General features: G+C 73.1%; 18 protein-coding genes. 13 read left to right on the top strand and 5 right to left on the bottom strand.

Annotated elements, in window-relative coordinates; translation table 11 throughout:
* Nucleotides 1–291 precede the first annotated feature (291 nt).
* Together KZ813_RS20235 and KZ813_RS16120 are read right to left on the bottom strand one after the other, a co-directional pair.
* A complete protein-coding gene (locus KZ813_RS20235) occupies nucleotides 292–3,012 on the bottom strand; it encodes a Y-family DNA polymerase (RefSeq protein ID WP_258046875.1) in 2,721 nt (906 codons plus the stop codon).
* Nucleotides 2,927–3,676 (bottom strand): ImuA family protein, encoded by a 750-nt coding sequence (locus KZ813_RS16120; RefSeq protein WP_219756008.1) that lies wholly within the window; start codon nucleotides 3,674–3,676, stop codon nucleotides 2,927–2,929. The genes KZ813_RS20235 and KZ813_RS16120 overlap by 86 nt, the downstream gene beginning before the upstream one ends.
* Before the next feature lie 392 nt (nucleotides 3,677–4,068).
* On the opposite strand from KZ813_RS16120, the gene KZ813_RS16115 reads away from it, so the two are divergent.
* From KZ813_RS16115 to KZ813_RS16100, 4 genes are all read left to right on the top strand, one after another.
* Nucleotides 4,069–5,349, top strand: coding sequence for a 3-methyl-2-oxobutanoate dehydrogenase (2-methylpropanoyl-transferring) subunit alpha (locus tag KZ813_RS16115; RefSeq protein WP_258046874.1), 1,281 nt, complete (start codon nucleotides 4,069–4,071; stop codon nucleotides 5,347–5,349).
* A 262-nt stretch (nucleotides 5,350–5,611) separates the two neighbouring features.
* Complete coding sequence (locus KZ813_RS16110) at nucleotides 5,612–6,616, top strand: alpha-ketoacid dehydrogenase subunit beta (RefSeq protein ID WP_219756104.1); 1,005 nt, start codon at nucleotides 5,612–5,614, stop codon at nucleotides 6,614–6,616.
* Nucleotides 6,617–6,622: 6 nt separating this feature from the next.
* Nucleotides 6,623–8,059 (top strand): dihydrolipoamide acetyltransferase family protein, encoded by a 1,437-nt coding sequence (locus tag KZ813_RS16105; protein ID WP_219756006.1) that lies wholly within the window; start codon nucleotides 6,623–6,625, stop codon nucleotides 8,057–8,059.
* Between the two features lie 28 nt (nucleotides 8,060–8,087).
* Entirely contained in the window at nucleotides 8,088–8,906 is an 819-nt protein-coding gene (locus tag KZ813_RS16100) for a protein phosphatase 2C domain-containing protein (RefSeq protein ID WP_219756005.1), read from the top strand.
* A 331-nt stretch (nucleotides 8,907–9,237) separates the two neighbouring features.
* On the opposite strand, the gene KZ813_RS16095 is transcribed toward KZ813_RS16100, so the two are convergent.
* The 3 genes from KZ813_RS16095 to KZ813_RS16085 form a co-directional block, all read right to left on the bottom strand.
* Nucleotides 9,238–9,381, bottom strand: a complete 144-nt coding sequence (locus KZ813_RS16095) for a lmo0937 family membrane protein (RefSeq protein ID WP_219747946.1) — start codon at nucleotides 9,379–9,381, stop codon at nucleotides 9,238–9,240.
* A 97-nt stretch (nucleotides 9,382–9,478) separates the two neighbouring features.
* The gene (locus KZ813_RS16090; protein WP_219756004.1) at nucleotides 9,479–9,619 is read right to left on the bottom strand and encodes a lmo0937 family membrane protein; all 141 of its coding nucleotides are present in this window, start codon (nucleotides 9,617–9,619) and stop codon (nucleotides 9,479–9,481) included.
* A gap of 56 nt (nucleotides 9,620–9,675) precedes the next feature.
* Nucleotides 9,676–11,004 (bottom strand): PQQ-dependent sugar dehydrogenase, encoded by a 1,329-nt coding sequence (locus KZ813_RS16085; RefSeq protein ID WP_219756003.1) that lies wholly within the window; start codon nucleotides 11,002–11,004, stop codon nucleotides 9,676–9,678.
* A 101-nt stretch (nucleotides 11,005–11,105) separates the two neighbouring features.
* On the opposite strand from KZ813_RS16085, the gene KZ813_RS16080 reads away from it, so the two are divergent.
* The 9 genes from KZ813_RS16080 (at nucleotide 11,106) to KZ813_RS16040 (ending at nucleotide 25,039) form a co-directional block, all read left to right on the top strand.
* Nucleotides 11,106–13,484 (top strand): PAS domain-containing protein, encoded by a 2,379-nt coding sequence (locus tag KZ813_RS16080; protein ID WP_219756002.1) that lies wholly within the window; start codon nucleotides 11,106–11,108, stop codon nucleotides 13,482–13,484.
* Nucleotides 13,485–13,538: 54 nt separating this feature from the next.
* Nucleotides 13,539–15,047, top strand: a complete 1,509-nt coding sequence (locus KZ813_RS16075; protein ID WP_219756001.1) for a sensor histidine kinase — start codon at nucleotides 13,539–13,541, stop codon at nucleotides 15,045–15,047.
* Nucleotides 15,044–15,493, top strand: a complete 450-nt coding sequence (locus KZ813_RS16070; protein WP_219756000.1) for a response regulator — start codon at nucleotides 15,044–15,046, stop codon at nucleotides 15,491–15,493. Before KZ813_RS16075 ends, KZ813_RS16070 begins: the two co-directional genes overlap by 4 nt.
* A gap of 7 nt (nucleotides 15,494–15,500) precedes the next feature.
* A complete protein-coding gene (locus KZ813_RS16065) occupies nucleotides 15,501–16,538 on the top strand; it encodes a sensor histidine kinase (protein WP_219755999.1) in 1,038 nt (345 codons plus the stop codon).
* 274 nt (nucleotides 16,539–16,812) lie between these two features.
* The gene (locus KZ813_RS16060) at nucleotides 16,813–17,079 is read left to right on the top strand and encodes a hypothetical protein (protein ID WP_219755998.1); all 267 of its coding nucleotides are present in this window, start codon (nucleotides 16,813–16,815) and stop codon (nucleotides 17,077–17,079) included.
* Between the two features lie 644 nt (nucleotides 17,080–17,723).
* A complete protein-coding gene (locus KZ813_RS16055) occupies nucleotides 17,724–18,710 on the top strand; it encodes an NAD(P)H-dependent flavin oxidoreductase (protein ID WP_219756103.1) in 987 nt (328 codons plus the stop codon).
* A 47-nt stretch (nucleotides 18,711–18,757) separates the two neighbouring features.
* Nucleotides 18,758–19,909, top strand: a complete 1,152-nt coding sequence (locus tag KZ813_RS16050; protein ID WP_258046873.1) for a metallophosphoesterase — start codon at nucleotides 18,758–18,760, stop codon at nucleotides 19,907–19,909.
* 97 nt (nucleotides 19,910–20,006) lie between these two features.
* Entirely contained in the window at nucleotides 20,007–23,732 is a 3,726-nt protein-coding gene (locus KZ813_RS16045) for a DUF8508 domain-containing protein (RefSeq protein ID WP_219755997.1), read from the top strand.
* 113 nt (nucleotides 23,733–23,845) lie between these two features.
* The gene (locus KZ813_RS16040) at nucleotides 23,846–25,039 is read left to right on the top strand and encodes a multidrug effflux MFS transporter (RefSeq protein ID WP_219756101.1); all 1,194 of its coding nucleotides are present in this window, start codon (nucleotides 23,846–23,848) and stop codon (nucleotides 25,037–25,039) included.
* The last annotated feature ends 147 nt before the right edge of the window (nucleotides 25,040–25,186 follow it).

Raw genomic sequence — 25,186 nt, 5'->3', positions numbered from 1 at the left:
CCTCGCGCACGCGCGGGATCAGGGCCGTGCGGCGCATCGTCCGATCAGTGTGAGCCCACCTGCCGGTCCCTTCCGCCGCGTTCCCGCGCACGCGGGAACCCAGGGCCAAGCGGCCTACCGTCCGCCAAGTGCCGGCACAGGTGTCGGCGCCCACCGTCCCGGGCTCCTGCGCGCGCAGGAGCACCGCGGCGATGATCCGGCCGACGATGGCGTCGCGCCGGGGCCCACCCCGCGCCAGGCCGAGGCAGCGCCGCTGCCCCCGCCCGCTCGCCCGGCCGCTCGCCCGCCCGCTCACCCGAACGTCCCGTGCATGTACCAGGTCAGGTCGCCGGTCTCCCCGCGCTCGCCGTCGCCGCGGCGGAACAGCCAGTAGCGCCGCCCGGCCTCGTCCTCGACCTGGTAATAGTCGCGCACCGCGTCGCGCTCGCCGCGGCGGCGCCACCACTCGCCCGCGATCCGCTCGGGCCCGTCGCCGCGCACCACGACGTGCGACTCGCCGCGCCAGGTGAAGCGTCTGGGCGGCTGGTCGGGCAGCTCCGACATGACATGGTCGAGCGGCTCGGGGCGGCGCAGCAGCCGCGTCGGGCGCGGCCAGCGCGCGTGCCACGGATGGTCGGCGCCGCGCGTGTCGAGCCGGCGCACGTCGTCGCGGCGCAGCGCCGGGTCGGCGCGATCGGGCGGGTCGAGCGGCGCCGCGCCCGCCACCGAGCGCTCGGGCACGTCGCTCGCCACCGCGCGCGCGCGCCACAGCCGCGCCGCACCGATACGGTTGACGATGGCGTCGACCAGCGGCGCCAGGTCGGGACGCTCCCCGTCCGCCAGGTCGCCGTCGAGATACTCCGGCGCGAGCGGGTCGGCGCGCTGGACGTGGAGCGTCAGCGCCTCGATCCCGAAACCGGGGTCGATCCGCTCGACGCGGCGCAGCAGCAGCCGGCACAGATGGTCGCGCGCGCGCGTCGGCCGCGCGAAGCCGACCCGCAGCGTCTGCACCGCGGCGTCGACCCGCGTCGCGGCGAGCAGCAGCTGGCGCGCGCCGCGCCCCGCGCGCGCCAGCTCGGCGGCGAGCCGGTCGACCAATTGCCCGATCCAGTGCGCGATCGGCTCGGCGGTGAGCAGCGGCTCGGCGAAGCGCTGCTCCACCGTGATCGCCACCGGCGGCACCACCGGCGCGAGCGGCTCGGGCGCGCGCCCGCTCGCCTGGTCGAGCCGCTGCGCCAGCGCGGTACCGAAGCGACGTGCCAGCGGCGCGCGCGGCAGCGCGGCGAGCTGGCCGACGGTGTCGACGCCGAGCCGGCGCAGCAGCTCGAGCGCGCGCGCGTCGACGCGCAGCGACGCCACCGGCAGCGGCGCGAGCGCGTCGAGCGTCGCGCCCGGCGGCAGGATCGTCACGCCGCCCCGCTCCGGCTCGGCGTGGTGCGCGCAGGCCCAGGCGGCGCCCGCGGTATCGGCGATCGCGACTCGCGCGGTGATGCCGAGCCGCGCGAGCAGCCGCACCAGCCGCCGCGCCAGCCGCGCCTCGCCGCCGTGGAGATGCGCCACGCCGGTGAGGTCGAGCAGCAGCGACTGCGAGTCCTCGATCGCCACCACCGGGGTCCAGCGCCGCGCCAGCGCGACCGCGAGCCGGTGGAGCGCGCCGCGGTCACCCTCGGGATCGGCGTCGCGCACGACGATCTCGGGGGTGGCGGCGCGTACCTGGGTCAGCGCCATCCCGGGCTCGACCCCGAGCGCGCGCGCCGCGGGCGAGGCGGCGGCGATCTCGACCCGTCCGCCGACCTTCTGCACGGTGACGAGCGGCGGCGCGGTGTCGCGCGCGGGGCCGGTGGGGGCGGCCGCGGCGGGGTCGCGGCAGACGCGCGCGACCGTGCCGGCGGTGGTGCGACCGGTGTCGAAGAAGGCGGCGACCTCCTTGACCGCGGCGCCGGGGTCGTTCGAGCCGGGGCGGCGCTCCCTGGCGGCGGCCTTGTCCGGGTGCGGCCCGTCGCCGGGGTAGCGGATCGCGGGCATCGCGTTCCACGCGCCGCTCAGCGCGGGCGAGACGTGCGAGACGCGGAGGTCGGAGCGTGGCTCGGGCGTCGCGGGGCCGCGCGAGGTGGAGGCAGCGGGGGCATCACCAGCGCTAGCACCGCTCGCCACGGTATGGACAGACGTGGAACCCACCCCCTCTCGCCCCGTCCCGTCATCCCGGACCTGTTCCGGGATCCAGCCTTCCGCACACGCCTCGGCCGCTGCGAGGGCGGCACCGTGGATCCCGGACCAAGTCCGGGATGACGGTGGGGGAGGCGAGGAGCTCACCTCGTCACTACGGGTTCGCGCCGGGGTCCCCTGCGCCGTCGGCACTCCGATGGATTGACGCGCCGCACCTGGGATCTCGGAGCGAGCACCCGATGCAGCGGATGAGGAGAGCGACGGTCGCGCTCCGGCCCCACCCGCGCCGCGCTCGCGCTGGCGTGACGTCGGCCGCACGCCCTCGCCGCCGGTGCGCACCGGCGCCATCACCGGCTCGGGCCAGCCGCTGGATTTTCCCCCGTCGTCGCCGGGCAGCCGCTTGAACGGATGCTCCGCCGCCTCGCTGCGGCGCCCCATCTCGCGCATCGGCGGGCGCTGGTGCGGCGCGATGGCGGCGACCCGGCGCGCGACGTCGGCGCGGGTCTCGCCCGCCCAGCACGCGCCCGCGCCGCCGGTCGCCTCATCGACGCCGCGCAGCGGACCGGGGACATAGCCGCCGTCGTCGCGCGCCCAGCGCGCGCCCGGCCGCCAGCCCGAGTTACGCGGCGCGTCGCACTGCTTGCCACCCTGCTCGGCGTCGCCCGCCGCCTTCAGCGCGGCGAGAGGGAGTGCCGTCCGCGGCGACGCGGGATCAAGCGCTTCGCGCGGCGACGCGGGATGGAGCGCTTCGCGCGGCGACGCGGGATCGAGCGCTGCGCGCTCAGGCGGCGGCGCGAGCGCCGGCTCCGCCCGCCGCAGCCGGTCGATCGACCAGTCGGGCAGGTAGAGCGATGCGACCCGTCTCATCGCATGCCTCCACGATTGTCTGGAAAGGTTCGCCGCCGCGCTGGCGCACCAGGGAAAGGTCCCAGCGCGCGCGCCCCACGCCGGCCACCGGCAGCGGCGCGGAAGGGGCGGAGCCGACGCGCCAGCGCGTCACCGCCGCTGACGGCACCGCGAGCGGGTCCGCCCCCTCGCGCGCGTGGCGCTTGAGCAGCAGGGCGATGGTGCGCCCGCCCTCGGCGGCGAGCTGGAGCCGGCGGGTCGAGGCCATCGCCGCGCGGCGCGTCTCGCCGATCACCGCGCCGAGCGCGCGGTGGCGCAGGCCCTCCTCCATCAGCGCGAGCACCTCGGCGTCGTCGCTCGCCTCGGCGTAGAGCACGCGCTCGGGCGCGAGCCCGGACTGGTAGAGGCCGGGCGCGAATAGGTCGCGCCGCCGCACCACCCACAGCACCGGCCCCCAGGCGCGCGCGGCGACCCCGGCGAGGAACAGCGTGGCCGAGGCGTCGTCGCCCAGCGCGGGGGTGGCGGCGGCGACCTCGTGCAGCGCGTCGAGCCGCAGCCCGCCGTTGGCGAGCCGCTCGTCGACCGCGCCCGCGCCGAACGGCAGCACCGGGCGACGGCGATGGCCGTCTCCCTCGATGGCGCTGAGCGTATCGCGCAGGGACTGGAGGACGCTCGACTCGGACACGGGATGACGACTCGCTGATGAAGCGTCGTTCTTACTTTGTTCTATGCGGGTGAGTCGAGTCGCTATGCGGCGGTATGCGCGGCGACGAGGATCGCGTCCATCTGTCCTCCCCGCGTGCCGAGAGCTCCGGACGCACGGTCGCCTTCCGTCGTCGTCCTGAACGCGTCTCAGTATCCGCTGACCCGCGAGCGCCGCCGGCTGCTGAGTAGGCGGCACGGTGGATCCTGAGACGCGTTCATGTGACGCCGCGGTGGGGCGCTCGCGTCGCATTCACCGAGACGAGGGGGCCGCCGCGTCCCCGCCCCCTCAACAGGGGGCTTCCGCTTCGCTTGAAATATAATTACAAGCCGCCGCGACGCCTTGCGGACCAACCGGGGGCCAGGAGAGTGACCTTGGGCGACGCCCGCAGCAACCTGAAGCCCCTGTCGTTGCACGTCCCCGAGCCGCGCTTCCGCCCCGGCGACGCGGCCGACTTCGGCGACCTGGAGGTGCCCCCCGCCGGCGCCGCGCCGCGCCCCGACACCGCCGCGCCGGCGCGCGACTTCACCGACCTCGCCTATACGATGGTGCGCGTGCTCGACGAGCAGCACCAGGCGGTGGGGCCGTGGAACCCGCGGCTCAGCCCCGACACGCTGCGCCGCATGCTGCGCCACATGGCGACGGTGCGCGCCTTCGACGAGCGCATGTTCCGCGCCCAGCGCCAGGGCAAGACCAGCTTCTACATGAAGTCGCTCGGCGAGGAGGCGGTGGCGGTGGCGGCGGCGCATGCGCTCGACGCCGAGGACATGTGCTTCCCCTCCTATCGCCAGCAGGGGCTGCTGATCGCGCGCGGCTGCCCGCTGGTCGACATGATGAACCAGATCTACTCGAACACCGGCGACAAGCTGCAGGGCAAGCAGCTGCCGATCATGTACTCGGAGAAGCGCTTCGGCTTCTTCTCGATCTCGGGCAACCTCACCACGCAATATCCCCAGGCGGTGGGCTGGGCGATGGCCTCGGCCTCCAAGGGCGACACGCGCATCGCCGCGACCTGGTGCGGCGAGGGCAGCACCGCGGAGGGCGACTTCCACTCCGCGCTGACCTTCGCGACCGTCTATCGCGCGCCGGTGATCTTCAACGTCGTCAACAACCAATGGGCGATCTCGAGCTTCTCGGGCTTCGCCGGGGCGGAGGCGACGACCTTCGCGGCGCGCGCGATCGGCTATGGCATCGCGGGGCTGCGGGTGGACGGCAACGACCCGCTCGCGGTGTATGCCGCGACGCTGTGGGCGGCGGAGCGCGCGCGCACCAACGTCGGGCCGACGCTGATCGAGCATTTCACCTATCGCGCCGAAGGTCACTCCACCTCGGACGATCCCTCGCAATACCGCTCCGCGGGCGAGCCGACCGCCTGGCCGCTGGGCGACCCGATCCGGCGGCTCAAGGACCATCTCGTCGCGCTCGGCGAGTGGGACGAGGCGCGGCAGGAGGCGATGGACCGCGCGGTCGCCGAGGAGGTCCGCGCCGCGCAGAAGGCGGCCGAGGCCAACGGCATCCTCGGCCACGGCCTGGCGCAGCCGCTCGACTCGCTGTTCGACGGCGTGTTCGAGGAGATGCCCTGGCACCTGCGCGAGCAGCGCCAGATGATGATCGACGAGGAAGCGGCGAGCGGCCGGCCGTGGGCGCGGAAGTGACGATGGCCTTCGAGATCCTCCCCGGCACGGGGAAGGGGACCAGCCGCAGGCTGGTGGAGGGGGCTCTCCACCGGCGCTGTCGCCCGCGGGGAGCCCCCTCCACCACCACGCTGACGCGTGGCGTACGGGCTTTGTCGTGCCCCCGGCACGCCAAGATCGTGTCCGGGGGACACGATCTCGCCCGTACGCCCCCTCCCCTTGCCGGGGAGGAATGATGGACACGACTATGACCGACGTGATCGACCAACCCACCACCACCCGCATGAACATGATCCAGGCGATCAACGCCGCGATGGACGAGACCATGGCGCGCGACCCCGACGTGATCGTGATGGGGGAGGACGTCGGCTTCTTCGGCGGCGTCTTCCGCGCCACCGCCGGGCTGCAGAAGAAATACGGCAAGACCCGCGTGTTCGACACGCCGATCACCGAGTGCGGGATCATCGGCGTCGCGGTCGGCATGGGTGCCTACGGCCTGCGCCCCGTGCCCGAGATCCAGTTCGCCGACTATATCTACCCCGCGCTCGACCAGCTCGTCTCGGAGGCGGCGCGGCTGCGCTACCGCTCGGCCGGCGACTTCACCGCGCCGATCACGGTGCGCTCGCCCTATGGCGGCGGCATCTTCGGCGGCCAGACCCACTCGCAGTCGCCCGAGGGCATCTTCACCCACGTCTCGGGGATCAAGACGGTGATCCCCTCCACCCCCTATGACGCCAAGGGGCTGCTGATCGCGGCGATCGAGGACAACGACCCGGTGCTCTTCCTCGAGCCCAAGCGGATCTACAACGGCCCGTTCAACGGCCATTGGGACCGCCCCGCCGAGAACTGGTCGAAGCACCCCGGCGGCGAGGTGCCGAGCGGCTATTACACGATCCCGCTCGGCGAGGCGAAGGTGGTGCGCGCGGGCGAGGCGGTGACGATGCTCGCCTACGGCACGATGGTCCACGTCTGCGCGCAGGTGGTGGCGGACACCGGGATCGACGCCGAGATCATCGACCTGCGCACGCTCGTCCCGCTCGACATCGCGGCGATCGAGCGCTCGGTGAGGAAGACCGGCCGCTGCATGGTGGTGCACGAGGCGACGCGCACCGGCGGCTTCGGCGCCGAGCTCGCCGCGCTGGTGCAGGAGCGCTGCTTCTACCACCTCGAGGCGCCGGTCGAGCGGGTCACCGGCTTCGACACGCCCTATCCGCACAGCCTCGAATGGGCCTATTTCCCCGGCCCCGTGCGGATCGGCCAGGCGCTCAAGAAGATTCTCAAGGACTAACGGCACATGGCTCGCTTCACCTTCAAGCTGCCCGACATCGGCGAGGGCATTTCCGAGGCGGAGATCGTCGCCTGGCACGTCCAGGTCGGCGACCGCGTCGAGGAGGACCAGCAGCTCGCCGACATGATGACCGACAAGGCCACGGTCGAGATGGAGAGCCCGGTCGCGGGCGTGGTGGTCGAGCGCGCCGGCGAGGTCGGCGACCAGGTCTCGATCGGCGCGCCGCTGGTGGTGATCGAGACCGAGGGGGAAGGGTTGGTCCCGCCGCCGGTGGAGGAGGATACGCTCGAGGCGGAGAATCCGGGAGTGGAGGAAACTCAGATCCTCCCCGGCACGGGGAGGGGGCGTGCGGGCGAGATCGTGTCCCGCGGACACGATCTTGGCGTGCCGGGGGCACGCCAAAGCTCGCACGCCGGCGAAGCCGGTGGTGGAGGCGGCTCTCCGCAAGTGGTGACCTCGGGGGAGTCCACTCCAACAGCCGCCCCGCCTGCGGATAGCCCCCTCCACCATCAGCCTGCGGCTGACGGTCCCCCTCCCCGTGCCGGGGAGGATGTTGCTCGACCCATCCTCGCCTCCCCCGCCGTCCGCGCCCGCGCCCGGGACCTCGGCGTCGACCTCGCGCGGGTCCGCGTCGCCGAGGGCGACCGCGTCCGCCACGCCGACCTCGACGCCTTCCTCCGCTACGGCGCCGGTGAGGGCTATCACGCGCCGCACGCCAGCCGCGCGCGCGCCGACGAGCCGATCCGAGTCATCGGCATGCGCCGCCGCATCGCCGAGAACATGGCCGCCTCCAAGCGCCACATCCCGCATTTCACCTATGTCGAGGAGATCGAGGTCACCGCGCTGGAGGCGCTGCGCGCGCAGCTCAACGCGCGCCGCGGCGAGCGGTCCAAGCTGACCTTGCTCCCGCTCCTGATCGTGGCGCTGTGCCGCATCCTGCCCGACTTCCCGATGCTCAACGCGCGCTACGACGACGAGGCGGGCGTGGTGACCCGCCACGGCCGCGTCCACCTCGGCATGGCGGCGCAGACCGACGCCGGGCTCACCGTGCCGGTGCTCCGCGACGCGCAGGACCGCAACGTCTGGCAGCTCGCCACCGAGATCGCGCGACTCGCCACCGCCGCGCGCGCGGGCAAGCTGCGCCCCGACGAGCTCGGCAACGGCACGATCACGCTCACCTCGCTGGGGCCGCTCGGCGGCATCGCGACCACGCCGGTGATCAACCGACCCGAGGTGGCGATCATCGGGCCGAACAAGATCGTCGAGCGCCCCGTCTTCGTGGCCCCCGAGGAGGCCGGGCGCGGCGATGCCATCCGCCGGGCCAAGCTGATGAATCTCTCGATCAGCTGCGATCACCGCGTGGTCGACGGCCATGACGCCGCCAGCTTCGTCCAGGCGCTGAAGGGATTGATCGAGGCGCCCGCGCTGCTCTTCGTCGACTGAGCCGCGCGGGGCGGCTAGGGGCGGGGCCATGCACCTCGACCTGCTCCAGTCGCTCAGCCTGTGCGGCGACACCGCCGCGCCCAACGACGACCGCGCCGGCGCCGGCCCGCGCTGCGCCTGGGTGATCGACGGCGCCACCGATCTCGCCCCGCCCGGGCTGCTGGGCGATCGCGGCGGCGCGGCCTGGCTGGCGGCGACCGCCGACGCCGCCTTCGGGTCCGGCGAGGGCGCGGACCTGCGCGCCACCTGCGCGCGCGTGTTCGGGAGGGTGGCGGAGCGATACGCCGCGGAGCGGCGGCGCGAACCCGCGGGTGCCTGGGAGCTGCCGAGCGCCTCCTTCGCCGCGGTCCAGCTCGTCGGTGAGTCGCTTCAGCTCGCCTGGGCGGGCGACTGCGCGATCCTGCGCGAACGTGCCGGCGGCGGGGTCGACTGGCTCACGCCAGCGCCCGACCGCGCCGCGGAGAGCGCCGAGGCGGCGGCACTGGGCGAGGCGCTCGGCGGCGCGCGCACGCCCGCGGTGATCGCCGACCGTCGCGCCGCACGCGAGCGGCCGGGGCGACGCGTGCTCGGCGTCGACGCGGCGGTGTCGGCGGCCGCGACCGACCACGCGACGGTAGGGACGGCGGCGGGTGACACGCTGCTGCTGATGAGCGACGGCTTCGCCGCGCTGGTCGACAGCTACGCGGCCTATGAGGGAACGGGACTGATGGCGGCGGTGCGCGCGCGGGGGTTGGCGGCGCTGGCGGAGGAACTGCGCGCGATCGAGCGGGAGGATGCGGCGTGCCGACGCTACCCGCGCTTCAAGCGCAGCGACGATGCCACCGCCCTGTGGGTGCGGGTGGGCTGAGCACGGTTCGCCGCCGTCGGCGGGTGCTCGGGCGAACGTCGGGGCCTAGCGTCCGATCCACCTCGATCGACCCGTGCTCCGGCGAACGCCGGAGCCGAGCGCGGCAGGCGTGACGCCCGCGACTCTAGGCTCCTCCGTCCGCAGGAGCACCGTGCTGGCTCTCACCAGATGGATCAGCCTCTGAGATCGCGCATGCCGCGCCCTGGCCCGGGGCTCCTGCACCCGTGGGAGCGCCGTGACGCCAAGTCACCCAAAGGCGGCGCGCGCCCCCGAGTAGGAGCCCGCGTCGGGCGTCACTCGGCCCGCGCCGCGTTGATGCGCGCGGCGTCCCTTATACCCGACGCCCGCTGAACAGCTGCACCAGCCCGACGATGATCGCGATCACCAGCAGGATATGGATCAGCCCGCCGGCGACGTGCAGGCTGAAGCCGAGCAGCCACAGCACCAGAAGAATGACGGCGATTGTCCACAACATCGAGCTATCCTCCTGAGCTACAGGAAGAAAACAATCGCCACCGCGCGCCTGTTCCGCGCCCCGGCAACATTTCGTTACAGCGCCGCCGCGGCATGCGTCAGCGCCGTCCGGTGAACAGCTGCACCAGCCCGACGATCAGCGCGATCACCAGCAGCAGGTGGATCAGCCCGTGGGTGAGATGGAAGCTGAACCCCAGCAGCCACAGGATCACCAGGATGACGACGATCGTCCACAGCATCGCTCGCTCCGCGCTCCGCCCAGGCTCATTATAGCGCGGGCGGCGCGCGGCGCGGGTCAGCGCGCCGGCGTGACCCGCCAGATCGCGTCGCCGACGTCGTCCGCCACCAGCAAGGCGCCGGCGCGGTCGGTGATCACGCCGACGGGGCGGCCGTGCGCGTCGCCCTCGGGGGTGACGAACCCGGTGAGCACGTCGACCGGCTTGGCGCCCTTCACCGGCCAGCCCGCCGCGTCGAAGGGCACGAACACCAGCTTGTAGCCCGACAGCGGCTTGCGGTTCCACGAGCCGTGCTCGCCGACGAAGGCGCCGCGGGCGAACTGCCCGCCCAGCTTGGCGTCGCCCGCGAAGCTCAGCCCCAGCGCGGCGACGTGCGGCCCCAGCGCATAATCGGGGCGCTTCACATATTGCTGCAGCTCGAGGTTCCGCGGCTCCACGCGCGTGTCCACGTAGCCGCCCCAATAATACCAGGGCCAGCCGAAATTGTCGCCGAGCTCCACCGCGGTGAGATAGTCGGGGACGAGGTCGGAGCCGAGCATGTCGCGCTCGTTCACCACGGTCCACAGCCGGTTGGTGCCGGGCACCAGCGCCATGCCGTTGGGGTTGCGCAGCCCGGTGGCGAAGACCCGGAAGGTCTTCTCCCTGGGATAGACCTGGAGGATCGCGGCGCGGAACTTCTCGCGTGCCAGCCCGCCCTCGGCGACGTTCGAGGCCGAGCCCACCGAGACGTACAGCGTGCGCCCGTCCTCGGCGGGGATGACGTTGCGCGCCCAGTGGTTGGCGCCACCCGGCAGCTTCACGACCAGCTCGGGCTTGGCGGCGATGCTGGTGGCGCCCTCGGTGTAGGGCACGCGCACCAGCGAGTCGGTGTTGGCGACGTAGAGCTGACCGTCGAGCAGCGCCATGCCGGAGGGCGAGTTGAGCCCGGTCATGAAGGCGGTGCGCGTCTCGGCGCGGCCGTCGCCGTCGGCGTCGCGCAGCAGCGTGATGCGGTTGGCGGAGGCGCCGCCCGCGCCGACCTTGCCGAGCAGGTGGCGCATCACCCAACCCTGGATCCCGCCGCCCTCGCGCGGCGGCGAGTTGGTCTCCGCCACCAGCACGTCGCCGTTGGGCAGGCGGTAGAGCCAGCGCGGGTGGTCCAGCCCGGTGGCGAAGGCGGCGACGCGCAGCCCGGCCGCGGGGGTCGGCGTCTCGCCCGCCTTCCAGCCGATCGGGTCGGCGGTCTTGACCGTGGGCAGCATCTGCTCGCGCGGCGGCGTGATCGTCGGCCGCGCGCCGCTCACCGCGGCGAGGTCGAGCCGCGCGGCGTCGGGCCAGGCGAGATAGGCGAAGATGCCGATCGCGGCGAGGACGAGGAGGCCGAGCACGGCGAGGATGTGTCTGCGCATGCCGCCAGATGTAGGGCTAAGCCGCGGCCCACGCCACCGTCGCGTGCGTTGCCGCCGACCCCGGGGACGGTGTAGCGTCGCGCGATCGAGAAGGGGATGCGATGCACGGCGGATCGGGCAGCGGATCGGGCGGGGCAGCGGCGGCGGACGCGCTCGTGGCTCGCCCGGCGCGCGCGCCCGATCACGCCACCGAGGCGGCGATCCTCTCGACGCTGGCGCGCGACCTCGCCGACCGTCCCGCCGACCTGCTTCAGCGGCTGACCGACCTGATCGTCGCGCATCGAGTCGCCGGCTCGGCCGGGGTCAGCCTGCGCGAGCCGCACGGCTTCCGCTGGGACGCGCTGTCGGGCGGCTGGGCGCGCTATCGCGGCGGCACGATGCCGCTCGACGCCAGCCCGTGCGGCGTCGCGATCGCGCGCGACTCCGCGCTGCTGTTCGAGCGGCCCGACACGATCTTCGCCGGACCACCGCTCGAGCCCGGCGTGCGTGAGCTGCTGCTCGTGCCGTTCCACCGCGGCGGCCGCGCCGCCGGCACCGTGTGGCTGGTCGCGCACGAGGGCGATCGCGCGTTCGACCAGGAGGACGCGCGGCTGCTCGCCAGCCTCGCGCAGTTCGCGGCGAGCGCGCTGGCGGTGCGCCAGCGGGTCGCCGAGCTGGCGCGCGGGCGCGACCTGCTCCGCGCGACGATGGACGCCTCCACCGACATGATCCAGGTGTTCGAGGCGGTGCGCGACGCCGACGGTGAGATCGTCGACTTCCGCTGGCTGCTCAACAACCACACCTCGGCGAGCCGCTACGGCGAGGTGCGCGGGCAGAGCCTGCTCGAGCGCAATCCCGGCGTGCTGGACGAGGGCATCTTCGCCACCTTCAAGCACGTGACCGAGACGGGCGAGCCGCGCCAGGACGAGCGCCACTATGTCCACGAGCAGTTCGACAGCTGGTTCCTCCAGACCGTGGTCAAGCTCGACGACGGCGTCGCCACCACCACCAAGGATATCGGCGCGTGGAAGCGCGCGCAGGAGGAGGTGCTGCGGCTGCGCGACGCCGCCGCGCAGGACAAGGTGCGGCAGAGCGAGGAGCGCCTGCGCCAGTTCGGCGAGGCCTCGCACGACGTGCTGTGGATCCGCGACGCGGTGACGCTGCGCTGGGAATATCTCACGCCAGCGTTCGAGACCGTCTATGGGCTGAGCCGCGACCGCGCCATCGCCGGGGACGAGATGCGCCGCTGGCTCGACCTCGTCCATCCCGAGGACCGCGCGCTGGCCGAGGCGGCGATGGCGCGCGTGCGCGGCGGCGAGCATGTCGGCTTCGACTATCGCATCCGCCGCCCGGTCGACGGCGCGACGCGCTGGATCCGCGACACCGCTTTCCCGATCCGCGACGGCGGCGGTGCGGTGACGCTGATCGGCGGCATCGGCGAGGACATCACCGATACGCGTCAGGCGGCCGAGGCGGTGCGGCGCAGCGAGGAGCGACTGCGCAGCGCGGTCGAGGTCGGCCGGCTCGGGCTGTGGGACTGGAACGTCCGCACCGGCGAGCTGCACTGGTCCGACGAGCATTACCGCATGGAGGGCTATGCCGTCGGCGCGGTCGAGCCGAGCCTGGACCTGTGGTGCGAGCGGCTCCATCCCGACGACCGCGCGGCGACCGAGGCCGCGCTCTACGCCGCGATGGAGCAGCGCACCGAGTTCAACCGCGAGTTCCGCATCGTCCGCCCCGACGGCGCGGTGCGCTGGCATGACGCGCGCGGCCGCTTCTTCTACGATGCCGACGTCGCGACGCGGATGGTCGGCGCGATGGTCGACACCACCGACCGGCGCGAGTGGGAGGAGCGTCAGGCGGTGCTGATCGCCGAGCTGCAGCATCGCACGCGCAACCTGATGGGCGTGGTGCGCTCGATCGCGGACAACATGGCGCGGACCAGCGCCGACATCGCCGACTTTCGCGCGCGCTTCACCGACCGGCTCGACGCGCTGGCGCGCGTGCAGGCGCTGCTGTCGCGGCTCACCGACGTCGACCGCGTCACCTTCGACGACCTGCTGCGCACCGAGCTGGCGGCGATGGGCGGCACCGAGCGCGCCACGCTCGACGGGCCCGCGGGGGTGCGGCTGCGCTCGTCGACGGTGCAGACGCTGGCGATGGCGCTGCACGAGCTCGCCACCAACGCGGTGAAATACGGCGCGCTCGGCCAGCCCGACGGCCGGCTGTCGGTGACGTGGCGGCTCGAACCGGCCGGACCGGGCGCGCGGCCCTGGCTCCATATCGACTGGCGCGAGCACGGCGTGGCGATGCCCGAGGACACAGGCGGCGCGGGCGGTGGCGGACCCGGGGGCGGGGTAAGGGGCGGGGGGCAGGGGCGCGAGCTGATCGAGCAGGCGCTGCCCTATCAGCTCGGCGCGCGCACCGCGCTGACGCTCGGGCCGGACGGCGCGCATTGTACGATCGCCATTCCCGTCTCGGCGGGCGCCGGAGAGGGGTGAGGCGGCGCGCGTCGCGGCTGGTGTAAGTGCCCCGCGCGCGCTAACCGCGACGCCGTGGCCACCCCCAAGTTCCTGCTGCCGCCCGAGGGCAAGATCGCGCCGCGGCTGACCGCGCTGCTGGTGCCGGGCTTCCTCGCGCTGCTCGCGGCGGGCGGGGGCGCCGCCTGGGTGACGCGGCAGAACCAGGTCCATACCCGCGCGGTGGTCCACACCTATGAGGTGGAGAAAGCGGTGCTCGAGCTGCGCCGCGTGATCGAGGAGGCCGAGGCGACGCGGCGCGGCGCGCTGCTCGCCCCCGCCACCGCGGCCTATCGCGCGGGCTATCACCGCGCCGCGCGCGAGCTGCCGGGCAGACTGGCCGCGCTGTCCGCGCTCACCGCGGACAACCCGCGCCAGCGCGAGCTGATCGCGGGGCTGCGGCTCCAGCTCGCCGCGCTGGCGCAGCGCCGCACCGCGACGATCGCGCTGCTCGACCGCGGTGACCAGCGCGCCGCCCTCGCCGGCTTCCGCGCCGACACCGAGGCGAGCAGCATGCGCGCGGTCCGCTTCCTGATGGATCGCATGGCGCGCGAGGAGCGTCGCCTGCTCGCGATCCGCGACCGCGAGCTGCGCGACAACGAGCGCGCCTTCTACGCGGTGCTGGTGCTGGCCGCGGTGCTGCTCGGCGCGCTGGCGGTGGTCGCGCTGCTGACGGTGCTGGCGTACACGCGTGACCTGGCGCGCTCGCGCGACGCGACCCAGGCGCTGGCCGACAGCCTGGAGGAGATGGTGGCCGAGCGCACCGAGGATCTCACCCGCGCCAACGAGGAGATCCAGCGCTTCGCCTATATCGTCAGCCACGACCTGCGCTCGCCGCTGGTCAACGTGATGGGCTTCACCGCCGAGCTGGAGGCGGCGACCGGGCAGCTCGGCGCGCTGGTCGACTCGGTCGAGGCCGAGGCGCCGCGGCTGCTGACCGAGGAGGCGCGGCTGTCGGCGCGCGAGGACCTGCCCGAGGCGATCGGCTTCATCCGCGCCTCGACGCAGAAGATGGACCGGCTGATCAACGCCATCCTCCAGCTCTCGCGGCAGGGCCGGCGCCAGCTCGCGCCCGAGCGGATCGACATGGGCCAGCTGATCGGCCAGATCCGTGACACGCTGACGCATCGGCTCGCCGACGCCGACGCGACGCTGGAGGTGGCGGGGGAGCTGCCCGAGGTGATCAGCGACCGCTTCTCGCTCGACCAGGTCTTCTCCAACCTGATCGAGAATGCGGTGAAATACCTGCGCCCCGGCGTGCCCGGCCGGATCGCGGTGAGCGGGCGCCGCGAGGCGCAGCGGGTGGTCTACGCGGTCGTCGACAACGGGCGCGGCATCGACCCGCGCGACCACGCGCGCGTGTTCGACCTGTTCCGCCGATCGGGCGCGCAGGACAGGCCGGGCGAGGGGATCGGGCTCGCCACGGTGCGCGCGCTGGTCTTCCGACTGGGCGGTACGATCAGCGTCGAGTCCAACCTGGGACAGGGCGCGACCTTCACGCTATCACTACCGTTGACGTTGCAATCACAGGGTAAAAGCGAATGAACGCGCATCAGTCGGTCGGCATCGTCATGATCGAGGACGACGAGGGCCACGCGCGCCTCATCGAGAAGAACATCCGGCGCGCCGGCATCCTCAACGAGATCCGTCACTTCACCGACGGCACCAGCGCGCTGGCCTATATCTTCGACGATCCCGTCGGCCCGGCGCGCAACGGCCCCGCGCTGGTGCTGCTCGACCTCAACCTGCCCGACATGAGCGGGACGGACATCCTGGCGCGGATCAAGAACGACGACGGCCCGGTCAAGCGCACCCCCGTGGTGGTGCTGACCACCACCGACGACTCGCGCGAGATCCAGCGCTGCTACGATCTCGGCGCCAACGTCTACATCACCAAGCCGGTGAACTATGAGAGCTTCGCCCAGGCGATCCGCCAGCTCGGGCTGTTCCTGTCGGTGATCCAGGTGCCCGACATAGACGGGGCGAACTGAGCCCGCCGTGAGCGCCCCCGCGGTGACCCGCATCCTCTACGTCGACGACGACGCCGGCATCCGCCGTCTCGTCGGTCGCGCGCTCGAGCGGCGCGGCTATCATGTCACCACCGCCGACGGCGGCGAGGCCGGCGTGGCGGCGGCCGCGGCCGAGCCGTTCGACCTGGTCGCGGTCGACCATTACATGCCCGGGATCGACGGGCTCGAGACGCTCGAGCGGCTGCGCGCGCTGCCCATCCCGCCCGCGGTGGTCTATGTCAGCGGCTCGGAGGAGACCCGCGTCGCGGTTGCGGCGCTGCGCGCGGGCGCGGCCGACTATGTGGTGAAGACGCCGGGCGACGACTTCTTCGACCTGCTCGACGCCACCTTCCGCCAGGTGCTCGCGCGCGCCGAGGTGGAGTCGCTCAAGACACGCGCCGAGGCCGAGCTGCGCGCCAGCAACGCGCGGCTGGAGGCGCTGCTGGCGGAGGTGAACCACCGCGTCGCCAACTCGCTCCAGCTCGTCTCGGCGATGGTGCGGATGCAGTCGAGCGCGCTGGAGGACGCGGGCGCGCGCGCCGCGCTGGAGGACACGCAGCGCCGCATCAGCGCGATCGCGCAGGTCCACCGCCGGCTCTACACCGGCGACGACGTCGAGCACGTCGAGATGCGCGAGTATCTCGCCCAGCTGATCGAGGAGCTGGGCGCGACCTGGTCGACCAGCGAGGCGCCGCGCCGGCTGTCGCTCGCCGCCGAGTCGCTGCGGCTGCCGACCGACCGCGCGGTGTCGCTCGGCGTGATCGTCACCGAGCTGGTGAGCAACGCCTGCAAATACGCTTATCCCGCGGGCGACGGCGAGGTGCGCGTGGCACTGGCGCGCGACGGCGAGCTGCGCTTCCGCCTCGTGGTGGAGGATGACGGGATCGGCATCGGCACCGACGGACCGAAAGGCACCGGCGTGGGCTCGCGGCTGATCCGCGCGATGGCGCAGAGCCTCGACGCAGCGCTCGACTATGACGCCGCGCACCGCGGCACGCGCGCGGTGCTGGGCGCGGCGATCCGGTAGAGGCCATCCTCCCCGCATGGCGGGGAGGGGACCGCCGCGAAGCGGTGGTGGAGGGGGGCTTCCGCGAGCGCAACGCGGGGCAGGCCCCTGCAACCGACGGTGCCCCGCGAGGAGAGCCCCCTCCACCACCGCGCTGCGCTCGGCGGTCCCCCTCCCCGTGCCGGGGAGGATTGACTCATCGCCCGCCGCAATTGTCAAATGACTGCAACATCAGCCTGTTCTAGGGGACGGCACGCGCCGCGCGCAGAGGTGGCGCCGTCAGGGAGATCACCACATGTCGCGTCTCATCAACCTCGTCGCGGGCGTCGCCGCGATGCTCGCGCTGCCCGCCGCCGCGGTCGCCGCGCCCGCCGCCAACCCGGCGTCCTCGCTCTCGGTCGCGCATTCGGCGCGCGCCGCCAGCGGCAGCGCCGACGCCAGCCGGATCGGCGCCGCGGTGCCGACCACCACGCTGATCAGCATCGGCATCCTCGCCGCGCTGACCGGCATCGTGCTGCTCGTCGCCGACAATGGCGGGGACGACAACAGCGACAGCAACTGATCGAAGGTCGGTCGGCGCGGCGCCCCCCCCGGGTACCGCGCCGACCCGTCCACGGCGCGGCTCAGCGCGCCAACTGCAGCACCAGCTCGGCCGCCACGGCGACCGTGGCCCAGCTCGCCGCGGTCAGCGTCGCGAGCACCGAGTAACGCCGACGCGTCGACATCATGCCGTTCATCATCATCCCCTCCCGATGTTGTCCGCGCAGATTACGTCCGCGAGGGCGCTGCTAAAAGCGAGTCGCACTGCCGCATTCTTGAAATTCTCCCGCTTTGGTTCAGCTCGGTCACTCGCGCTCAGCGAAGCAGCCCGAGCACCAGCGCGACCGAGGACGCCAGCGCCGCCCAGCTCGCCGTGACCAGCGCCGCCAGCAGCAGCAACCGGCACCGCCGCGACAGTTTCCCGTCGCTCATCCGTCCTCCCTCTCTCATGCCGGACCTCTCCGCCTTTCCTAGGCGCGCGCGGCGCGGTCGCGCGGGAAGGAGCCGGGAAAAATCAAGCGGGTGTGGCGGTAATCGGAGGGGCGGGCGCCCGCGCGGGGCGATTGCCGTCGCCGCGCGGTGTGATTAGGGCGGGGCATGACCGACACGCTCGCCCCCGCTACCGCCATCGACTCCGCGAGCGGCGTCGCGCGCCTCCACCGCCGCATGGCGCGCGGCGCCGCCTTCCTCGGCAGCGAGGTGGCGATCATGGCGGGCGCGATGTCCTGGGTGAGCGAGCGCCACCTCGTCGCGGCGATGTCCGAGGCGGGCGGCTTCGGCGTGATCGCCTGCGGCGCGATGACGCCCGAGCTGCTCGACGCCGAGATCGCCGGCACCAGGGCGCTGACCGACCGGCCGTTCGGCGTCAACCTGATCACGATGCACCCGGCGCTGACCGAGCTGATCGCGGTGTGCGCGCGCCACGGCGTCGGCCATGTCGTGCTCGCCGGCGGCCTGCCGCCCAAGGGCTCGCTCGAGGCGATCAAGGCGGGCGGGGCCAAGGTGATCTGCTTCGCGCCGACGCTGGCGCTGGCCAAGAAGCTGATCCGCTCCGGCGTCGACGCGCTGGTGATCGAGGGGATGGAGGCGGGCGGCCATATCGGCCCGGTCTCGACCAGCGTGCTGGCGCAGGAGATGCTGCCGGAGATCGCCGACCAGCTGCCCGTGTTCGTCGCCGGCGGGATCGGCCGCGGCGAGGCGATCGCGGGCTATCTCGACATGGGTGCCGCCGGGGTCCAGCTCGGCACGCGCTTCGTCTGCGCCACCGAGTCGATCGCGCACCCGCGGTTCAAGCAGGCCTTCATCCGCGCCAGCGCGCGCGACGCGGTCGCCAGCGTCCAGCTCGACCCGCGGCTGCCGGTGATCCCGGTGCGCGCGCTCAGGAACGCGGGCGGCGAGCTGTTCACCGCCAAGCAGCGCGAGGTGGCGCTCTCGCTCGACGAGGGCCGCGTCGCGATGGCCGAGGCGCAGCTCCAGATCGAGCATTACTGGGCGGGCGCGCTGCGCCGCGCGGTGATCGACGGCGACGTCGAGCACGGCAGCGTGATGGCGGGCCAGTCGGTCGGCATGGTGACCCGGGAAGAGCCGATCGCGGACATCATCGCCGCGCTGATGGACGAGGCGGCGCACGCGCTGGCGCGCCGCGCCGGCTGAGCGGACGCCCCCGACCCCGCGCGTGCAACGTCGTCGCGCGTGGCGGGTTGGGGCGGGCGAGGAGACCCACGATCTTCCACCTGATCTTCGCGACGCCCGCGCTCTACGTCGTCGTCCGCACGCTCTGGCCGCTGGCGCTGCCGCTCTGGGCCAAAGGGGGCGCCGCGGTGCTGCTGCTCGCCGTGTCGCAGTTCCATTACTGGAGCAAGCTGTCGTCTGGCTCGGTGTTCGCGCCCGAGTTCCCGCGCGCGGCGGTGGTGCTGTTCAACTGGGCGTTCGGCGCGATCGTGCTGCTGTTCGCGCTCCAGCTGCTGCTCGACCTCGGGCTGCTCGCCGCGCAGCTGGTGCGGCGCGGCGCGGCGCTGCCCGACGGCGCGCGCTATGCCGCGGCCGCGCTGGCGGCGGTGCTCGCCGCGGTCGGCGTGGCGAACGCGATGCGCCAGCCGCCGGTGCGCGACGTGACGGTCGAGATCGCCGGGCTGCCGCCGCGCTTCGACGGCTATCGCCTGCTCCAGCTCAGCGACCTGCATCTCAGCAAGCTGTTCCCCGCGCGCTGGGCCGAGGCGATGGTGGCGCGCGCCAACGCGGCGGGCGCCGACCTGATCGTCGTCACCGGCGACTTCATCGACGGCTCGGTGGCGATGCGCCGCGCCGACGTGAGCCCGCTCGCCGCGCTCCGCGCCCGCGACGGAATCTGGGCGGTGCCGGGCAACCACGAATATTTCTTCGACTATGACGCGTGGATGCGCCACCTCGCGGGGCTCGGCGTGCGGCTGCTGCCCAACGCGCACACGGTGCTGGCGCGCGGCGGCGAGCGGCTGGTGCTCGCCGGCGTGACCGACGCCTCCGCGGCGCAGACCGGGCACGCCGCGCCCGACCTCGCCGCGGCGCTGGCGGGGGCGCCCGCGGGCGTGCCGGTGGTGCTGCTCGATCACCAGCCGCGCCACGCGCGCGCCGCGGCGGCGCGGGGCGTGGCGCTCCAGCTCTCCGGGCATACCCACGGCGGGATGATCGTCGGGCTCGACCGGCTGGTGGCGCGCGGCAACGACGGGTTCGTCTCGCGCCGCTACCAGGTCGGGGCGATGACGCTCTACGTCAGCAACGGAACCGCGCTCTGGCCCGGCTTCGCGCTGCGGCTGGGACGCCCGTCGGAGATGACTCGGATCACGCTGCGCGCGGCGCCGCCGCCGACGCCCTGAGTCGCGCGACGGCAGCCACACGCCTGTCACACATCCTCCCTAACGCCGCGGAAAGCATAGGGAACGTCGGCGCGCCGGCGTGCTGGGAGGATCGATCATGGCCGCCGACGTCTTCATCAACGAGCTCCACTACGACAATGTCGGCACCGACGCGGGCGAGGCGATCGAGATCGCCGGCGTCGCCGGCACCGATCTCAGCGGCTATCGGCTGGTCTTCTACAACGGCTCGAACACCCCCGCCGCCGCGCCGGTCTATGACACGCTGGCGCTGACCGGCACGATCGACGACGAGGGCGCGGGCTATGGCGCGCTGTCGTTCGCGCGCGCGGGCATCCAGAACGGCGGCGCCGACGGCGTCGCGCTGATCGCGCCCGACGGCAGCGTCGTCCAGCTGCTCTCCTACGAGGGGACCTTCACCGCCGCCGCGGGCACCCCGGCGGCGGGCGTCACCAGCACCGACATCGGCGTGTCCGAGGACCCGGCGCCCGCCACCGGCCTCTCGCTCCAGCTCAGCGGATCGGGCGCCGACCCGGCCGACTTCGCCTGGGTCGCGGGGCAGGCGAGCAGCTTCGGCAGCGTCAACGCCGGGCAGAGCTTCCTCTCCGCCACGGGCACCGGGCGGATCAGCGTCGCCGACGCGCAGGTGGCCGAGGGCGACGACGGTGTCTCCGAGCTGGTCTTCACCGTGCGCCGCGCCGGCGGCACCGCGCTGGCCGCGAGCGTCGACTATGCGATCCACCTCGACGGTACCGCCACCGCCGACGACCTCGCCCCCGGGGCGGCGCTGGCGGGCACGGTCAGCTTCGCCGCGGGCGAGGCGAGCAGGACGATCGTCGTGCCGATCCGCGGCGACAGCGTCGGCGAGCCCAACGAGACGCTGTCGCTGACGCTCGGTGCCACCACCGGCGACGTGGTGGTCGACGTCGCGCACGCCACCGGCACGATCACGAACGACGACCCGATCGCGCTCGGCATCGGCGCGATCCAGGGCGCGGCGCACCGCTCCGCCTATGTCGGCCAGAACGTCACCACCACCGGCATCGTCACCGCGATCGACACCAACGGCTTCTATCTGCAGTCGGCGCACGGCGACGGCAACGACGCCACCTCGGACGGCATCTTCGTCTTCACCAGCACCGCACCCGAGGTCGCGGTGGGCGACGGCGTGTCCGTCGCCGCGACGGTGACCGAATATGCCGGCGACGCGCAGGGGCTGACGCTGACCGAGCTCACCCGCCCGACCGTGACGGTGGAGAGCAGCGGCAACGCGCTGCCCGCCGCGGTGCTGATCGGCCAAAGCGGCGTGCTGCCGCCGAGCGAGGTGCTCGACGACGACAGGCTCACCCAGTTCGATCCGCGCCACGACGGGCTCGACTTCTGGGAGTCGCTCGAGGGCATGCGCGTGACGATCGACGCGCCGCAGGCGGTGTCGAACACCAATGATTTCGGCGAGACCGACGTGGTCGCCTCGCACGGCCAGGGCGCCACCGGGGTCAACGACCGCGGCGGCATCACCATCTCGCCCGGCGACTATAATCCCGAGAAGATCCAGATCGACGACGACAGCGGCGTCTTCGCGGGCTTCCAGCCCCGCTACACGATCGGCGACCAGCTCAGCGGCGTCACCGGCGTGGTCAATTACTCGTTCGACCAATATGAGGTGATCGCCACCGAGGCGGTGACCGTCACGAAGGACGTGACGCTGGCGCGCGAGGTCACGTCGCTGGCGGGCGACAGCAACCATCTCTCGATCGCGACCTACAACCTCGAGAACCTCGACGCGTCGGACCAGAAGTTCGACGTGCTGGCGGGCGACATCGTCTACAACCTCAAGGCGCCCGACGTGATCGCGGTGCAGGAGATCCAGGACGCCGACGGCGCCGGCGGCGGCAGCGACCTGTCCGGCACGGTCACCGCGCAGGGGCTGATCGACGCGATCTACGCCCAGTCGGGGCTGCACTATGCCTATGTCGAGGTGGCGCCGACCGTCGCCGGCTCGACCGGGGGCGAGCCCGGCGGCAACATCCGCAACGGCTATTTCTACAACACCGATCGCGTCGGCTACGTCGACGGCAGCGCCGAGCTGATCACCGGCGCGGCGTACCAGGGCACGCGCAACCCGCTGGTGGCGCAATTTACCTTCGCCGGCGAGACGGTGACCGCGATCAACGTCCATCTCACCTCGCGGCTCGGCAGCGAGCCGCTGCAGGGCGCCGACCAGCCCGCGGTCGACGCCGGCGACGCCGCGCGCACCGCGCAGGCGGCGGGGGTGAAGGCCTATATCACCGCGCATCTCGCCGACGATCCCGCGCTGAACATCGCGGTGCTGGGCGACTGGAACGGCTTCTACTTCGAGGACGCGCAGACCCAGCTGACCGACCCTGTCAAGGGCGGCGTGCTGACCAACCTCAACACGCTGCTGCCGAGCGAGGAGCGCTACTCCTACCTGTTCGAGGGCAACGCGCAGCAGATCGACAACGTCCTCGTCACCGCCGGGCTGGTCGGCGGTGCAGGCTATGACTCGGTCCATCTCAACGCGCAGGCGGCGGGCGAGCGACCGACCGACCACGACCCGCAGGTGGCGCTGCTGTTCGTCGGCGCCGCGCCGAGCGAGCTGACGCTCAGCCACGCCAGCGTCGCCGAGAACCTGCCCGCGGGCGCGGTGGTCGGCACGCTGTCGGCGACCGACACGGCCAACGACACGCTGCACTACGCGCTGGTCGACGACGCCGGCGGCCGCTTCGCGGTCGACGCGCGGACGGGCGTGATCACCACCACGGCCGCGCTCGACCACGAGGCGGCGGCGAGCCTCGCGATCGTCGCGCGCGCCACCGACAGCGCGGGCGCCACCACCGAGCACGGCTTCGCCGTCGCGGTGACCGACGTCAACGAGGCGCCCGTGGCCGCCGCGGACGCGGTGCGCGTCGACGAGGACGCGACCAGCGCCACCCTGTGGGCGACCCTGCTCGGCAACGACCGCGACCCCGACGCGGGCGACACGCCGACGATCGCCGCGGTCGACACGCAGGGCACGCTGGGCCACGTCGCGTTCGACGCGGCGAGCCAGACGCTGCGCTACGTCGCCGACGCCGACTCGTTCGACGCGCTCGCCCCCGGCGCGACCGCGACCGACCGCTTCCGCTACACCGTCACCGACGCCGCCGGGCTGACCAGCAGCGCGACCGTGGAGGTGACCGTCACCGGGGTCGCCGACGGGATCACGCGCACCGGGACGATCTTCGCCGACCGGCTCACCGGCACCGCGGGCGAGGACCGACTGTCGGGCGGGCTCGGCAACGACACGCTGTCGGGCCTGGGCGGGCATGACTGGCTGAGCGGCGGCCTCGGCAACGACACGATCGACGGCGGCGACGGCAACGACCTGCTGTACGGCGGCCTCGGCAACGACGTGCTGCGCGGCGGCGCGGGGCGCGACGCCTTGTTCGGCGGCCTGGGCAACGATCAGCTGTGGGGCGGCGCCGGCGCCGACAGCTTCCACCTCGGCCGGATCGAGGGCCGTGACACGATCGCCGACTTCGACGTGGCCGAGGATCGGATCGTGCTCGACGATGGGCTGCGCGTGCTGCGTACCCGGGTGAGCGACGTGAACCGCGACGGCGTCAAGGACCTCGACGTGACGCTCAGCGGCGGCACGTCGGTGACGCTGCTCGGGGTGAGCGACCCGTCCAAGGTGGTCTACGCCGGCCCCGACGCGGACTCGGACAAGCTCGCCGGTCTCGACGGGCTGCTCGACGACGTCGGCGATCTGCTCTTCGGTCTGGCCGGCCACGCGCGCACCGACCTGCTCCACCCTTTCGCCTGAGCAGGGGCGAAATCTTCCAGCGCTCACCGCCGCTTGTGCGGCGCGGCGCGGGCGGCGATAGGGCACGCATGATGTCCCATCCCGCCCCGCACCCGCATCCGGCGCCGCGGGGCATGCACCCGCGCGAGTTCGTCGCCTTCATCGCCGCGCTGATGGGGGTCAACGCGCTCGGCGTCGACCTGATGCTGCCCGCGCTCGCCGACATCGGGCACGACCTGGCGGTGAGCGCGGCCAACCACCGCCAATGGATCATCACCGTCTACATGATGGGCTTCGGCCTGGGGCAGCTGCTCTACGGGCCCCTGGCCGATCGCTACGGCCGGCGCCCGGTGCTGATCGTGACGCTCGCCGGCTTCGTCGCCGCCAGCGTCTTCGCGGCGAGCGCGGCCACGTTCCCGGCGCTGCTCGGCGCGCGGCTGCTGCAGGGGCTGATGTCGGCCTCGACCCGCGTGCTGGCGGTGGCGATCGTGCGCGACACCGCCTCGGGGCGGCAGATGGCGCGGACCATGTCGATCGCGCAGATGATCTTCTTCATCGTCCCCATCATGGCGCCGACGCTGGGGCAGGGGCTGCTCGCCTTCGGGCCGTGGCGCTTCATCTTCTACGCGCTGGGCGGGTTCGCCGCCTTCGTGCTGAGCTGGACGCTGCTGCGCGTGCCCGAGACGCTGGCGGCCGAGCGCCGCGTCGCCATCTCGCTCGCCAACCTGCGCGCCAATTATCGCCGGACGCTGACCGACCGCTATTCCGTCGGCTATGCCGTGGCGGCGTCGCTGACCTTCGGCGGGATCATCGCCTTCGTCTCCTCGGCGCAGCAGATCTTCGTCGACGAGTTCGGCGCGGGCGACCGATTCACCTTGCTGTTCGCGCTGTGCGCGGGCGCGATGGGCTGCGCCTCCTTCGCCAACAGCCGGCTGGTCGAGCGGCTCGGCACGCGGCTGATCTCGCAGACGGCGGTGCTGGCGCTGATCGCGCTGTCGATGCTGCACCTGCTGGTGATCATCGCGGGGTGGGAGACGCTGGTGAGCTACATCGTCTTCCAGGCGCTGAGCATGACCTGCATCGGCCTGTGCGGCTCGAACTTCGGCGCGATGGCGATGGAGCCGGTCGGCCATATCGCGGGCACCGCCTCCTCGGTGCAGGGCTTCATCACCAGCATCGGCGCGGTACTGGTGGGCAGCGCGATCGGCCAGTCCTACGCGGGGACGACGCTGCCGCTGGCGCTGGGCTATCTCGCGATCGGGCTGGCGGTGCTGGCGCTGGTCTGGGTGATCGAGGGCGGCCAGCTCTTCCGCGCGCGGATGGCGTAGAAATCGACGATCCTCCCCGCTCGCGGGAAGGGGGACCATTCGCAGCATGGTGGAGGAGGGCTTCCACAGGCGCCGCGCCCGTGGAGAGCCCCCACCACCACTCGCTGCGCGAGCGGTCCCCCTCCCCGCGGGCGGGGAGGAGTTGGT

Source organism: Sphingomonas folli, from assembly GCF_019429525.1.
Lineage (GTDB): Bacteria > Pseudomonadota > Alphaproteobacteria > Sphingomonadales > Sphingomonadaceae > Sphingomonas > Sphingomonas folii.
The sequence above is the reverse complement of the archived record's forward strand: the minus strand, read 5'-3'. Positions and strand labels throughout refer to the sequence as shown.